Source organism: Pontibacter oryzae (genome assembly GCF_003576375.1).
GTDB lineage: Bacteria > Bacteroidota > Bacteroidia > Cytophagales > Hymenobacteraceae > Pontibacter > Pontibacter oryzae.
The window spans coordinates 432,714-448,319 of the sequence record NZ_QWGE01000001.1; the positions used below are offsets into that span (position 1 = coordinate 432,714).

A 15,606-nucleotide genomic window follows, 5' to 3' on the forward strand; every position below is an offset into this window, starting at 1 on the left:
CAAAAGGGTTCTTTTCTATTCGTTGGTGTGGTGTTCGTTTGGTAGCCAGTTATCGTCGAGGTTATCGTGGCCCATGCCCTCGCTCGCCTCTTCGATCCTGAAAACATGTACAGGCATTTCGTGCGGGCGCAGTTCCACGTAGTTAAACTCGCCAGTCCAGGTATACTTGCGCTCAGTAAGCAGGTCGTGTACCAGGTATTGCTTGTCGGCAGGCATTTTTAATTTCCAGAGTGGCGCTTTCACCCACCCGCTTTGTGTCTGGTGCGGGTCAAGGTTAACGACTACGAAGATCTTGTTCTTAAAGTCGCTGCTCCACTTGGCATAGCAAAGTATAGCCTGGTTCTCGCACTCGCCAAACGCGATGTTCCAGGTGGTTTGCAATGCCGGGTTTACCTGCCGTATTTTATTGATGAGCGTGATCACTTCCCGGATTTTGGTGAGTTTGCCCCAGTCCCAGTGTTTCACTTCATACTTCTCTGAGTCATAGTACTCTTCCTTGCCCGGAACGGCCTGGTTTATCCCAAACTCATAGACAGGGCCATAAAGCCCATAGTTAGAAGATAGCGTTGCCGCCATAACTACACGTGTGATGTGTGCTGCCTCACCACCCTCTTGCAAGGCATAAGGTAGTATATCCGGGGTGTTCGGCCAGAAGTTAGGGCGGAAGTATTCACGAAGCTCTGACTGTGTCAGTTCCTCCATGTACTGCCGGATTTCCTGCGCTGAGTTACGCCAGGTAAAATATGTGTATGATTGCGTAAAACCTATTTTAGCCAAGCGCTCCATCACGCGTGGCCGCGTAAAGGCCTCGCTCAGGAAGATAACCTGCGGGTACTGCTTATGGATTTCACCGATAACCCACTCCCAGAAAGAGAAGGCTTTGGTATGTGGGTTATCCACCCTAAAAACAAACACGCCTTGCTGTATCCAGTGCATCAGCACGCGCTTCAGCTCTAGCCATAGGTTTTGCCAGTCTTCAGTCTCGAAGTTTACAGGCAGTACATCCTGATACTTCTTGGGTGGGTTTTCTGCGTACTGCACGGTGCCGTCTGGGCGCCACTTAAACCACTGCGGGTGTTCTTTGACATAAGGGTGGTCCGGGGAGCACTGAATGGCAAAATCCAGGGCGATCTCCAGGCCATGCTCCCGTGCCTTCTGCACAAACTCCCGGAACTCATCCAGTGTGCCCAACTCAGGCAAGACAGCATCGTGGCCGCCGGTTTCAGCACCGATAGCCCACGGCGACCCAGGCTCGCCGGGCTCAGAGGTTACAGAATTGTTTTTACCCTTTCTGAAGGCATGCCCAATCGGGTGTATCGGCGGCAGGTAAATGGTATCGAAACCCATTTCGGCAATGCGTGGCAGCAGGCGCTCACAATCTTTAAACGTGCCGTGCTTGCCAGCCTCCTGCGCTGCAGACCTCGGGAAAAACTCATACCAGGCACTGAACAGGGCTTTCTGGCGCTCCACGTCCAGTTGAAGGATCTTATTGTAGGTGGATACGTTTTGCTTATCGCAGCAAGCCTCCATCAAGTCGCTAACGTCCGGGCCAGTGGCAAAGGCAACATCCTCTGCATGCGACTGGCTGTTGCGCAGTTGCTCTGCCCACTTGCGCAAACGCTTCTGCTGGCCTGGTTTTGCATTTTCCGCAGCGGCTTCCATCAGCTGAGCCCCAATTTGTAGCTCTACCGTAATGTCCTGGTTGGCCTCAAACTTCTTTTTAAGCCCCTTTTGCCAGGAATAAAAATGATCCACGCGGCCTTCAATGGTATACTCATAACGGCCCATGGCATCTGGCGTAAAAGCACCTTGCCAGCGGTCGTTTCCCAAAAATGTCATGGGCACTTCCGTCCATTTCCTGCGTCGCGAATGGCGATACAGCAAGGTGGCCTTAACCTCATCGTGCCCGTCGGCAAAAACATCGGCAGTTACTATTAGCTCCTCACCAACCGTGCGCTTCGCCGGAAACCGGCCACAATTGATTTCGGGTTTCACACTTTCTATAACAATTCGTTTGGTTCCTTCGAGTTGTTCCATGGAGATTACATTCAGCTTTAACCGTTGTACGTACTTATATAAGGTAAATATGTTTCGTTCTATATTTCCCAATTACTGATAACGTTTGTCAGTAACGCCCCTGCCCTAGTTAAAGCGCTTAAAAAAATACCTAAGCAAACAGAGCGCTTCGCTAAAAAGGTACAACCTAATACCCACAATGCCAGTTAATACGTGCTGTGAAAAACTATCCAATCTATGAGCATACTTAGAGAAATAGGGGCGCATTATTCCCCAGACAGCGGCACCGTTTTTACAGTTTGGGCACCTAAAGCAAAAAAAGTAGAAGTGGTGCTCCATAAGCCCGAACCCATACAAATATCCTTGCAGCATGAAGCCATGGGCTACTGGACCGGCCTCAGCGAATTTGCCACCCCGGGCACCCGCTATACCTTTGTGCTCGACGGTGAGACAGAACGCCCTGACCCAGCCTCACAGCACCAGCCCGACGGCGTGCATAAGCCCTCCGCAATTGTAGACCACCATACATTTACCTGGACCGATAAGAAGTGGAAAAACCTGCCCCTGCACGAGTATATCATTTACGAGTTGCACGTGGGCACTTTTACCAAAGCCGGAACCTTTGATGCGATGATCGAGCACCTGCCGGAGCTGAAAGAGCTTGGCATCACCGCCATTGAGATCATGCCGGTGGCCCAGTTCCCTGGCAGCAGAAACTGGGGTTACGACGGTGTTTTCCCGTTTGCTGTCCAAAACTCTTACGGTGGCCCCGAAGGGCTCAAAAAACTGGTGAATGCTTGCCACGCGCAAGGGCTTGCCGTTATTATGGACGTAGTGTATAACCACATGGGCCCCGAGGGCAATTACCTCAACGATTTCGGCCCATACTTTACCGATAAGTATAAGACCCCTTGGGGCACGGCACTTAACTTTGATGACAATTATGCCGATCCCGTGCGCAACTTCTTCTTCCAGAATGCCCTGATGTGGCTCCGCGATTACCACATTGATGCCCTGCGCCTGGATGCCGTGCATGCCATTTATGACATGGGTGCCAAGCATTTTTTAGAAGAATTACAAGAGCATGTAAAGGAACTGGAAACACAACTCGACCGCAATTTCATACATATAGCGGAGAGCGACCTGAACGATGTGCGCCTGATAAACCCGACAGAGTGCGGAGGCTATGGCCTGGATGCCCAGTGGAGCGATGACTTTCATCATGTGGTGCATGCTATGTTTACAGGAGAGCAGGACGGCTACTATGTTGGTTTTGGTAAGCCTGAGCAACTGACAAAGGTTATGCAGCGCGCCTTCGTTTACGATGGGCTATACTCCGAGCACCGGCACCGTACCTTCGGCAACAGTACAGAGCATAATAAAGCCGAGCAATTTGTGGTATGTTCCCAGAACCACGACCAAGTGGGGAACCGCATGCTGGGCGAGCGCTTATCAGAGTTAGTCGATTTTGAGACCCTAAAAGTTATAGCAGGCCTCGTCATCCTGTCGCCATTTCAGCCTATGCTGTTTATGGGCGAGGAGTATGCTGAGCAAAATCCGTTTTTATACTTTGTGAGCCACAGCGACAAAGACCTGATTGAGGCAGTGCGCAAAGGCCGCCACGATGAGTTTAGCGCTTTTGCCTGGCAAGGCGAGGCCCCAGACCCGCAGAGCAAAGACACTTTTGAGCGCTCTAAGCTCACCAGAAGCTATACTTCCAACCCAAAACAGAACCAGCTGCGGGAGTATTATAAGCGCCTCATCCAGATACGCAAGACCACCAGGTGCCTGGCAAAGCCGGATAAGAGCAAACTAATTGCGCGCATAGATGAAACCGATCAAGTCTTGCACCTTATCCACCGTGCAGCAGAGCCATATGCCTACGCCCTCTTTAACCTAAGCGATACAGAACAGACCACTCGCTTGCTGCAACCAGACGAAGCCCACGGCAACTGGAAAACCTTACTCACTTCAGCCGCTGAAGAATGGGGAGGCTCCGGAAGCAGCCAGCCCGAACTACTGGAGCAAAAGGCAGAAATAACCCTGCCTCCAAAATCAGTACTCATACTTGTACAATAGAAAAGCGATGGACAAATACATATGCATACACGGACACTTTTACCAGCCGCCCCGTGAGAACCCCTGGCTAAACGAAGTAGAACTTCAGGAGTCGGCAGCACCGTACCACGACTGGAATGAGCGCATCTCCGAAGAGTGCTATGCCCGTAACTCTGCCTCGCGCATTCTGAACGCAAACGGGAACATCGTCGACATCATCAATAACTACAGCTACATCAGCTTTAACTTCGGCCCTACCCTGTTGGAGTGGATGAAGAAAAACGACTCAGAAACCTACCAGGCCATACTTGATGCCGATAAGGAGAGCCAGAAGCGCTTTTCGGGCCACGGATCGGCGCTTGCGCAAGTTTACAATCACATTATTATGCCGCTGGCCAGCCCACGCGATAAGCAGACGCAGGTAATCTGGGGCATTTATGACTTTAAACAGCGCTTTGGCCGCGATCCTGAAGGCATGTGGCTGGCCGAAACCGCCGCTGATACGCCTACTTTAGAGGTTCTGGCCGAGCATGGTATAAAGTTCACTATACTTTCTCCGTACCAGGCAAAGGCTTTCCGGAAGCTGGGCGATACGGAGTGGACCAATGCCGAGGGTGCCCGCATTAACCCGCGCCGCCCTTACTTGTGCCGCTTGCCATCGGGACGCAGCATTACATTATTTTTTTACGATGGACCTGTATCGCAGGGGATTGCCTTTGAGCGCCTCCTGAACCGGGGTGAGGATTTTGCCAACCGGTTGGTTAGCGTGTTTGATGAGCAGAGCAAAGAGCCGCAGTTGATGAACATTGCTACTGATGGCGAAACCTACGGTCATCATCACCGCTTCGGAGAAATGGCCTTATCCTATGCGTTAAATCATATTGAAGAGGAAGAACTAGCCAAGATAACCGTGTACGGGGAGTACATGGAGCTTTTCCCGCCCGAGTATGAGGCACAGATTATTGAGGAAAGCTCGTGGAGCTGCGCACACGGTGTAGAGCGCTGGCGCAGCAACTGCGGCTGCAACACCGGCGGCCATGCCCACTGGACGCAGGAATGGCGAAAGCCCATCCGGGTGGCCTTCGACTGGCTCCGAGACCAGTTAGTGCCTTTATATGAGCAGGAAATGCAAACGTTTGGCGCCGATCCGTGGAAATGCCGCAACGCGTACATCCAGGTGATCATGGACCGATCGGAGCAGAACGTGGAGCAATTTATCAAAGACCATACGTCGCGGCCACTAAGTATGCAGGAGAAAGTGCGCTTCCTTAAACTGATGGAAATGCAATATCATGCGTTGCTGCAATATACAAGCTGCGGATGGTTTTTCGATGAAGTATCGGGCATCGAGACAGTGCAGGATGTCTTTTATGCGGCCCGAGCCATACAACTTGCGCAGGATGTAACCTCCCATGACCTCGAAGCAGAGTTTATAAATTTGCTGAGCGAAGCCGAGAGTAACCTGAAAGATCGTGGCAATGCCGGCCAGATCTATGAGCAATCCGTTAAACCAACCATCATTGACCTGCTGCGCGTGGGAGCGCATTATGCCGTATCGTCCATTTTCCAGGATTTTACGGAAGAACTTGACCTGTATAGCTTCACTGCCATCTCAGAAGAACATGACTTTACACAGGCTGGCCGCCAACGCCTTGCCGTGGGTCGTGCCGTTATCAAAAGCAAAGTAACCTGGGAGCATGTAATCATTACCTATGGCGTGCTGCACCTCGGCGACCATCAGCTGTTTGGCGGCGTGCGGGAGTTTATGAGCCACGATGACTACGAAAGCTTGCGCCAGGAACTGAAAGCGGCGTTTGAGCGAGGCTACGTGAGTGAGGTGATCATGCTGCTGGATAAGCACTTTGAGTCGCACAACTACTCGTTCTGGCACTTGTTCAAGGATGATCAGAAAAAGATATTGGACCAGGTGCTGGAGCAAACCATGGAAGGCGTGGAAAGCAACTTCCAGCAACTATACGACAACAACTACTCCCTGATTGCGGCGATTAAAACCATCGGCATGAAGCTGCCCCGCCCGCTGCAAACAACCGTAGATTACATCGTGAATACACGCCTGCTGCGCGAGTTTGAATCCGAAGAACCAGACCCGCAGGAAGTGCGCCGGTTACTGGATGAGGTAAGGCGCATGAAGGTAAAGCTAAGCTATGATCAACTGGAGTTTGTATTGACACAGCGCGTGGGCCACATCATGAACAGCATACAGGAGCGGCCGCAGGATGTGGTAACCATGAAGCGGCTAATTAAGCTGTTGGCGGTTATTAACGGCTCCAAGCTGGAAACAGATTTTTGGCAAGCACAGAACATCGCTTTCCGGATGCAGCAAACTACCTATAAAGAAATGCATCACCGCAGCATGCAAGGCGACCAGATAGCCGCTGCCTGGTGTCAAAAATTTGAAGAACTCTATCAAAACCTGAATTTGAACCTTTAACATATGGTATACATTCCGTCAGCCACATACAGGCTGCAAACTTCGCCTTCTTTTAAGCTCAGCGACATCAGAAAGCAAATTCCATACTTGCACGAGCTGGGCGTTAGCACCATTTATTCCGCGCCGTTTTTCTGCGCCCGCCCCGGCAGCGAGCACGGCTACGACGTAACCGCTGCTTATGACATTAGCCCTGATATAGGCACCAAGCAGGAGTTACAGGAAATATCGCTGGAGTTGCGCCGCCGCCACATGGGCTGGCTACAAGATATAGTGCCCAACCACATGGCCTTTCACCCGGATAATGTTTGGTTAATGGACGTATTAGAAAAAGGCCCACAGTCATACTTTTACACCTTCTTCGATATTGATTTTCACCACCCTGATTTTAACGGGCAGGTGATGGTGCCGTTCTTGGGCGAACCCCTTGATAAGATTTTAGAGCAAGGCCAACTGGAGCTAAAGCTAACGGAAAAAGGCATCAGCCTAAATTACTTCGATAACGTTTATCCCGTGAGCGTGTCGAGTTACCGGCCTTTGCTGCAGGAAGCTCTCAAAACCAGCAGCGACCCGGAGGTAAGCCCGCTGGTTGCCAAATGCCTGAAAGACCTGGAGCATAGCGAGGCAGAGGAAAGTATAAACCCGGCCTCATGGGGCAACCTTAAAAAGCGTATCTACAAGGCGGAGCCGCTGCGCAAGGCACTTCAGGATGTTCTTGAAAGTATAAACCAGAACAAATCCAAGCTCAAAAAGCTACTCAACAAGCAGCACTTTATACTTTGCCACTGGCAGGAAACCGAGCGCACCATTAACTTCCGCCGCTTCTTTACCGTCAACGACCTGATATGCCTGCGGATGGAGCAGCCGGAAGTGTTTGAGCAGTATCACCAGTTTATAAAGCAACTCTGCGACCAGGAACTGCTGCAGGGCGTGCGCGTAGACCACGTAGATGGCCTTTATGACCCAAGCGCTTACCTGAAACGCCTGCGCCAGTTGCTGGGGCCGGAGAAATACATTGTGGTTGAGAAAATTCTGGAGGGCGAGGAACAACTGCCTGAGCGCTGGCCCATACAGGGCAACAGCGGCTACGATTACCTGGCATTGGTCAGTAACCTGTATACTTCCAGAGAGGGCCGCCGCAAGCTCACCGACATTTACCGCCGCCTGGTGCCTAATGCGCCCACTAACTACGAACAGCTCGTTTTCGATAAGAAGATGTTCATCCTAACAAATTACATGCAGGGCGAACGCGAGAACCTGTTGCGACTGCTGCAGGAGCGCCATCTGATTCCGCTGGAACCAGAGGACAAATGGCGAAAAGCCCTGGAAAACCTGCTCGCGGCGTGGCCGGTATACTGTATTTACGGCAGCCGCCTGCCGCTTTCGGAGCACGAGATGCAGGTAGTTGACAGCGCCTTTGAAGAAGCGCATAAACAAGCGCCTGAGGTAAAAGATCAATTGAACCACCTACACAGCTTGTTTACACTTACCCCAGAGGATGACGAGGAAAGTAAGCACAACAAGCTATACTTTGTGATGCGCAGCCAGCAGTTTACAGGCCCGCTTGCAGCCAAAGGCGTGGAAGATACCACCTTCTATAATTACAACAGGCTGATTTCGTTGAACGAGGTAGGCAACAGCCCAGATATCTTTAACCTCGGCACTGAGGAGTTCCATGAGCGTATGCGGCATCGCCAGCGCGTTTACCCACACTCTATTAATGCTACCGCCACCCACGACACCAAACGCGGCGAAGGTGCGCGCATGCGCCTGAACGTATTGAGCGAACTGCCCGAAGAATGGGAGCACAAGGTACAGGGCTGGCTAGAGATCACCAAAAAATATTCTTCAGAGCCAACCAACAACGATTTATACTTTCTGTTGCAAACCCTGCTCGGTGTGCTGCCTATGAATGGCGAAGTGGACGACACCTTGGTAGAACGTGTGCAGGAATATCTTGAAAAAGCACTGCGCGAGGCAAAAGTGAAAACAGACTGGTCGGCGCCTAACGAGAAGTATGAACAAACCATGAAAGACCTGGTGCGCCAACTTCTGCTCGAGGACGATGACTTCATGCACTCTTTTCAGCCTTTCTTCCTGAAGATAGCGCATTATGGCTGGGTATATTCGCTGTGCCAAACACTGCTTAAAATAACATGCCCCGGCGTGCCGGATGTGTACCAGGGCACTGAGTTCTGGGACCTGAGCCTGGTAGACCCCGACAACCGCCGCCCGGTAGACTACGATCTCCGCCGCCGCTACTTGCATGAGCTGCAAGACCAGGAACAGAAAGGAGCCGAAAAACTGCATGAGCAATTACTGCATCATCCCGAAAATGCCAAGGTAAAACTGTATTTATTGCACAAAGCACTTATCACCCGCCGCGATCTGCAACCGCTCTTCAACCAGGGCGCATATCTTCCGCTGGAAGTTAAAGGCGCTAAAAAGGAGCATGTGCTGGCCTTTGCCCGACACAACCAGGGGCAATGGGCGCTGGTTGTGGTTCCGCTGCTGCTGGTAAGCCTAGTGGATAGCCATCATCATGCACTGGGAGAAGATGTGTGGCAAGACACGCATGTTGTTTTACCTGACGGTGCTCCTGCGCAATGGCAGTCTGCATTTAGCCAGAACAGTTTAAACGCCTCCGGCACGCTGCCCGTAGCAGATGTATTGAAAACTTTTCCAGTAGCATTGTTAACCGCCAACCCATCATGATCATACCCGAACGCAGTGCAGGAATTCTGCTCCATATCACCTCGCTACCCTCCCGCTTTGGTATCGGCGACCTTGGGCCTGATGCCTATACGTTTGCCGACCAGTTGCAGGAAGCTGGTCAGCGCTATTGGCAAATTTTGCCGCTCAACCCTACTGAAGTTGGCTACGGCAACTCACCGTATAGCAGCCACTCGGCGTTTGCCGGCAACCCACTTCTGATAAGCCCTGATCAACTAGTGCATGATGGACTACTGCAAAACAAAGACCTCATACACAGTGAGTCGTTTGATGAAGCGCGCGTTGATTTTGAGAAAGTGAGCAGGTTTAAGATCAGGTTGCTGCACAAGGCTTACAAAAATTTCACAGCCGAGATGCCGGATGCCCTATGGAAAGCCTTTGTTACCTTTCAGAAAGAACAAAAACTTTGGCTGCAGGATTACGCACACTTTGCAGCTTTTAAGAAGCATTTCCAGCACAAAAGCTGGGTAGAGTGGCCCGAGGAAATAAAGCGCCGCCAAAAACAGGCTTTAGAAAAACTTGCCGAGCAACTCAGCGATAAAGTAGAGTTCGAGATGTTTCTGCAGTTCCTGTTTTACCGCCAGTGGGAGCGACTGAAAACATACTGCAATAAAAAAGGCATCGTATTTTTTGGGGACATGCCTTTTTATGTAAGCCACGACAGTGCAGATGTATGGAGCCACCCCCACATATTTAAACTAGATGCTAAAGGCCGCCCTACCGCTGTTTCGGGTGTGCCGCCGGATTATTTCAGTGAGACAGGTCAGCTTTGGGGCACACCCGTATTTGACTGGGAAAAACTGCAAGAGCAACATTTTGATTGGTGGCTGCACCGCATTGAGCATAACCTGCAACTCTTTGGCTTGCTGCGCCTCGACCATTTCAGGGCATTTTCCGCGTATTGGGAGGTACCAGCCATCGAGGAGACTGCCATCAATGGTAAATGGGTAAAAACTCCAGGTTATGCACTTTTAAAGCTAGTTAAAGAAAAATTTGAACACTTACCTATCGTGGCCGAAGACCTTGGGGAAATAGACCAGCCCGTGCGCGATCTGATGCATAGGTACGACCTGCCGGGCATGCGCGTGCTGCTATTCGCTTTCGGTGAGGATTTACCAAACAGCCTGTATGCCCCGCATAACCATACGCAGAACAGCATTGTGTATACCGGCACCCACGATAACAACACCGTACGCGGCTGGTATGAGCACGAGGCTTCCAGGAGCGATAAGCGCCGCTTGCGCCAGTACAGCAACCATTATGTAAACATCGATAACGTGCATGGCGTAATGATTTGGCTCACGTACATTTCTGTGGCTCAATTAGCGGTTATACCTATGCAGGATGTGCTCGGGTTAGGCAAAGAATATATCATGAACAAACCATCCACGGGGTCCGGCAACTGGGAGTGGCGCCTCCAACCAAATCATTTCACGCCAGCCCACAGGGCCGAGCTAAAGGAACTAGCCCAACGCTACGGCAGGTGGCAAGACGCAGCAACTTCTCAAAAATAAGACTAGAACCAAGTATATTTTATCGAGAGCCAGGATAGTAGATTAAACTTTTGCTATCCTGGCTTTTGTGTTTCATAAAATCCTTAAATCCTATATATTCGTGGGCTTTTAGATCAATTATGCACCTCCCAGCTATGAAACTGTTTTACTTTATCCTGGCATTTATACTTTTGTGTGCCTCAGAGAGCAAGGCACAGCAAACTTATACTCCCATCACAACCCAAAAGGCGTTTATCGGGTATCGCTTTCATACCAATGGCCAAAAGAACCTTAGCCCACAGGAAGTTATCGCGTTGCTACGCACAAACCCAGACGCACATGCGCTTGCCCAAAAAGCCCGCGCTAACAAAGTTTTTATCGACATTTTAGGTGGTGCCGGTGGGTTGATGGTCGGATACCCGCTTGGAGCCGCCATGGCCAACGGAGAACCCGATTGGACCCTGGCAAGCGTTGGCGCTGGATTAATACTAGCTTCGGTTCCGTTCACAATTAAGTATAACAAGAAGATAAAAGAAGCTGTTGATACCTATAACGCAGGGAGCCCTGCAGCACAAACCCAAAACAGCTCCACATCTTTGTACATTGGCTCCACCCACCATGGCGTTGGGTTTACGCTCGCTTTTTGATACCCTAAGCAGCACTTGCGGAAGCAGCCATTTTTATACCTTAAATTGCTGTTTCAGGCAATTATTCCAGAATAATACGTTATGGTTTTACCTCCCGTTCAAACATTGATCCCTTAACCCCGTGCAACAACTATGAGCGATTTTATACATCGGCCTAATTCGCTAAAGAAAGTAAGGCATTATAAGTTCAGGGGTTTTGCTAGCCGTTCATACGTATTGTTTGCTTTATTGCTGGTTGCTTTGTTATCCACGTACAAGAAAGCGAACGCTGCAGTGCCTGTGTATACCCTGTTGCAGGATGTTGGCCAGTTTGAGATGGCCGGTGTAGTACTCGACAAAGCAACTGGCGCTCCTATTGCCTATGCCAACCTTCTGGTAATCGGGACTAACAAGTATGCACAAGCTAACAGCAAGGGAGAGTTTACGCTTTCTTTATCAGCTTCCTATTCAAATGCTACTCTCAAAATATCTTCTTTAGGCTATAAAGCCGCCGAGTTAAGTATAAATGCCTTAAACAAAGAGGCGGGCAAACCTGATAATCTGAAGCTGTACTTGGCACCTGCGCCTGCCAAACTTAGCGAAGTGGAGGTAAAGGCTAAAGCGGCCAACTGGAAAACAAGCAAAGTAGGGTTTCACATTGACGAGGGCTCTCCTTTTCATCATGCCTTTGAGCCGCTCGAAAAATCGCTGATCACGAAGAAGGGCCAGGAGATTGGAAATAAAATCCATTTCAGGAAATACCCGGCATACTTGCAGCAAGTCAGTTTTGGGTTATCTGGTTCTGGTAACCTGCCTATTGCCGCGCGCATCAAAGTATACTCCCTCAAGAAAAACCAGCCCCACGAAAACCTGCTGAAAGAGAACGTAGTCGTGCAGATTCCACCACACTACACCGGTTGGGTGCAGGTAAACGTAAGTGAGTACAACCTACTGCTGGAAGAAGATTTTGTAGTGGTTTTAGAATGGATAAACGATGCGAACAAGCTTTCGGACAACTCGCTGATGACCTATGCTAACTCTCCGAAAGGGCAAATAACTTATTACCGCACAAGCACCGACCAGCCGTGGAGCTGGCTCCCGTACTATAGCATCGGGCTTTATGTTACGCTCCTTCACGGATAAGCCTGTACCGCTATGGTAGCAAAAAAGTATCAACTATTGTAGAAGATAATCTTAAATAAAACTTAATAGCTTATACTTCTGTTTGTTATACTGGCCCAAAAGCTTAACTTAGTAGCTGTAGTACAGTAGTTAACCATCCTTTAACGCAAGCTGAAACTATGGCGCAACAAACAGCCCTACTCGCTCTTGACACAAAAGCACGCAATTTTGCCCTTCTAGACACGAACTCCGATAGGCTTGTTTCGCTGCACGATGTGGCTTCTGCCAAGGCTACGGTTATCATGTTCATCTGCAACCATTGCCCTTATGTGAAGCATATTTTGCGAGAGTTGGTACAACTTGCGAATATGTACAAAGCCCGGGGTGCAAGTTTTGTGGCCATCAATGCCAATGATGCCGAGCAATATCCGCAGGATGGTCCGCAGCAGATGAAAGCGCTGGCGCAGCAGATGCATTTTCCTTTCCCTTACCTCTACGACCAAACCCAGCAGGTAGCACGCAATTACCAGGCTGAATGCACACCGGAGTTTTATGTGTATGATGGCAACATGCGCCTGGCATACCATGGCCAGTTCGATGACTCACGGCCCAATAACGGCAAACCGGTTACGGGGCATAGTTTAAGTCAGGCTTTAGATGCCCTAATTGCTGGCCAGTCTGTATCGCAGGAGCAGTTGCCAAGTGTGGGCTGCGGTATTAAGTGGCGTTCGGCATAACATCAATCGAAGGCGGCGGCACGTCTTTTTTGTTCTCGTTTAGTAGCTCTGCCATGGCTGTCACGTGGTCAAGGTATTGGGAAGTATACTTGTCTGATGACGCATGAATGTACATGGCCGTGCCGCCCTGCACCTGCTTAATAATATCCTCGTGTTCCTCCATCGGAATGGCAGGGCAACCTAAACTACGACCCAAGCGGCCAGCCTGCGCAATAAACTCCTCCGTGGCATATTCGGCCCCATGCATTACAATGCAGCGGTCTTTGGCGTTGGTGTTAAAGCCTTTGTCCAATCCTTCCAGTTTCAGTGATAGGCCATGTTTGCCGAAGTATGTGTTTTCGGTTACGTAAAAACCAATACTACTCATGTATGACTCGCTCTTGTTAGAGAAGTTCTCGGCAAACTCCTGCCCTGAATTTCTGCCATGCGATACGTAGGTATTGTAAAGCACTTCCTTTTTCTCCACATCAATCACCCATAAGCGCTTCTCGTTTGATGACTTGGTGAAGTCAATGATCGTGATGTATGGTTTGTCGGCCACCTCGCCCCTGTGCTTCATGTTGTAATAACCGGTCAGGGCTTTATCGAACACCTCGAAGCGGAGGCCGGTTTCCTGTAATTGCATGTTGCTGTACAGGTTATAGGCCAGCTGGTTAAAGCGCATGACCTTATAATTGGCTATCTTTTTCTTAAACTCGCTTTTGTTGGTTATAGGCATGCTTGACCCGCTGTTTACAGGCGTGGCCATTGGTGTAAGCACCAGCGGTGCAAATAAGGGCAGTAGGTTGCGCTTCAACTTTCGGCGCATATATCTCCATCTTGGTTTTCTCATCACATCCAAAAAGTTGGTACGTTTAAGGTTTTACGAATAGGCGCCAGCCCGGTTAATTTCTATTCCTATACTTTTTTGATGTTGAACCAACAAGTCATACTTCAAGGCATCATTTTTGCCTAAATCGCTGTACTACACTACCAAATAACCTAACACATTTTTTAGGCATGAGAAACAGACAAACAGCAATACTCCCTTATATTTTTTATACTTTGTCCGTCCTTGTTTTTGCGGGTTGCAGCCAGCAGCAAACCCTGCGTGGTGTGTTTGGCCAGCAAACCCCTTACGAGAAGTATGCGGCCAAGCTAAAAGATGCAAAACTGGATGAAACGGCCCTCGGAAAAATGTGGCTCGAAGCCGGACAGCACGCCTTGCAGGACTCCATTTCTATTACACTTCCCTTTAAAGAAACCGGCTATTTTGCGGCAGAAACCCCGCGCGCTCTTGGTTACCGCATCGATGCCAAACGTGGGCAGCGGCTTGTGGTTAACCTGGCGCTAAAGGCTGCTGAGCAGCCAGCCGTGTTTATGGATGTGTTTGAAGCCGGGCCAAACACGCCAAACCACGTAGCCACTACCGACTCCAGCGCGCAGCGGTTAATCTACGAGTTTACCGAAGATCAGGAGCATATCCTGCGGGTGCAACCAGAGTTGCTGCGCAGCGCACAGTATACCTTAACCGTTACGGCAGAACCTACGCTGGCTTTTCCGGTGGCCGGCAAAAGCAGCCGCAACATAGCCAGCATTTGGGGTGACCCGCGTGATGCGGGAGCACGCCGCCATGAGGGCATCGATATTTTTGCTAAGCGCGGTACACCTGCACTCGCTTCGGCCGCAGGCACCGTTCGGCGCGTAGACACCACACCACGGGGCGGCAAAGTAGTTTGGCTCACCGATGCAGACCGCAGGCAAAGTCTATACTATGCCCACCTCGATAGCCAGCTGGTTCAGGAGGGGCAACGCGTGCAGCCCGGCGATACGCTTGGCCTGATCGGTAACACCGGTAATGCGCGCACCACCAGCCCACACCTGCACTTTGGCATTTACCGGTATGGTCAAGGCGCTACTAACCCTTACCCTTATGTGCACCAGGCAGCTAACAAGGCGCCTGCCGTTACTATTGATGCTGAACTTATTGGTAACTGGGTACGCATCTCGCCTAAAGCAGCGAACATTCGCTTGATGCCAAGCACCAACTCGGCGGTGTACCAATCGCTGCCGCGGCACACGCCCCTGAAGGTTACTGGGGGCACATCGTCTTGGTACCGTGTTGCGCTTCCTGATGGCCAGGAGGCGTATGTGGCAAGCAGCGTGGTAGAGCCTGCTAGCAAAGCCATAAAGTATGAAAAGTTAAGTTTAGACATGGATTTGCTGGATGATGCCACCCCGAAAGCAGCAGCCAAACAAAGCTTGCCCGCAGGTAGCAGTGTTGCCATACTTGGTAAGTATAGTGCTTTTGAGTTAGTACGCAGTGCCAACGGAGAGCTAGGCTGGATTAACCAGAGGCTATCGCTCAGCCTGAAATAAACCAAGCAGCATCA

General features: G+C 50.4%; 10 protein-coding genes. 8 read left to right on the plus strand and 2 right to left on the minus strand.

What is annotated here, in order from left to right; all coding sequences use genetic code 11:
• Positions 1–15: 15 nt before the first annotated feature.
• Positions 16–2,037 carry an alpha-1,4-glucan--maltose-1-phosphate maltosyltransferase gene (locus tag D1627_RS01820; RefSeq protein WP_119430503.1) on the minus strand — a complete coding sequence of 674 codons (2,022 nt, stop codon included), beginning with the start codon at positions 2,035–2,037 and terminating at the stop codon, positions 16–18.
• Positions 2,038–2,253: 216 nt separating this feature from the next.
• Here D1627_RS01820 and treZ point away from each other — a divergent pair, with 216 nt between their 5' ends.
• The 7 genes from treZ to D1627_RS01855 all read left to right on the plus strand — a co-directional run bounded on the left by treZ (position 2,254) and on the right by D1627_RS01855 (position 13,234).
• Positions 2,254–4,095, plus strand: a complete 1,842-nt coding sequence (treZ, locus tag D1627_RS01825; protein WP_119430504.1) for a malto-oligosyltrehalose trehalohydrolase — start codon at positions 2,254–2,256, stop codon at positions 4,093–4,095.
• A 7-nt stretch (positions 4,096–4,102) separates the two neighbouring features.
• Entirely contained in the window at positions 4,103–6,526 is a 2,424-nt protein-coding gene (locus D1627_RS01830; RefSeq protein ID WP_119430505.1) for a DUF3536 domain-containing protein, read from the plus strand.
• Between the two features lie 3 nt (positions 6,527–6,529).
• On the plus strand, positions 6,530–9,238 hold the full coding sequence (gene treY / locus D1627_RS01835) for a malto-oligosyltrehalose synthase (RefSeq protein WP_119430506.1): 2,709 nt from the start codon (positions 6,530–6,532) through the stop codon (positions 9,236–9,238).
• On the plus strand, positions 9,235–10,770 hold the full coding sequence (gene malQ, locus D1627_RS01840; protein ID WP_119430507.1) for a 4-alpha-glucanotransferase: 1,536 nt from the start codon (positions 9,235–9,237) through the stop codon (positions 10,768–10,770). The genes treY and malQ overlap by 4 nt, the downstream gene beginning before the upstream one ends.
• Positions 10,771–10,904: 134 nt before the next feature.
• Positions 10,905–11,396: a hypothetical protein gene (locus D1627_RS01845; RefSeq protein WP_119430508.1), complete on the plus strand. Its 492-nt coding sequence runs from the start codon at positions 10,905–10,907 to the stop codon at positions 11,394–11,396.
• 132 nt (positions 11,397–11,528) lie between these two features.
• The gene (locus D1627_RS01850; RefSeq protein WP_119430509.1) at positions 11,529–12,518 is read left to right on the plus strand and encodes a carboxypeptidase-like regulatory domain-containing protein; all 990 of its coding nucleotides are present in this window, start codon (positions 11,529–11,531) and stop codon (positions 12,516–12,518) included.
• 158 nt (positions 12,519–12,676) lie between these two features.
• Positions 12,677–13,234, plus strand: coding sequence for a thioredoxin family protein (locus D1627_RS01855; protein WP_119430510.1), 558 nt, complete (start codon positions 12,677–12,679; stop codon positions 13,232–13,234).
• Here the strand turns inward: D1627_RS01855 and D1627_RS01860 are convergent.
• Positions 13,215–14,042, minus strand: a complete 828-nt coding sequence (locus tag D1627_RS01860; protein WP_119430511.1) for a murein L,D-transpeptidase catalytic domain family protein — start codon at positions 14,040–14,042, stop codon at positions 13,215–13,217. The two genes, D1627_RS01855 and D1627_RS01860, sit on opposite strands and share 20 nt — an antisense overlap.
• Positions 14,043–14,233: 191 nt before the next feature.
• On the opposite strand from D1627_RS01860, the gene D1627_RS01865 reads away from it, so the two are divergent.
• Positions 14,234–15,592, plus strand: coding sequence for a M23 family metallopeptidase (locus tag D1627_RS01865; protein ID WP_233555478.1), 1,359 nt, complete (start codon positions 14,234–14,236; stop codon positions 15,590–15,592).
• Positions 15,593–15,606 lie beyond the last annotated feature (14 nt).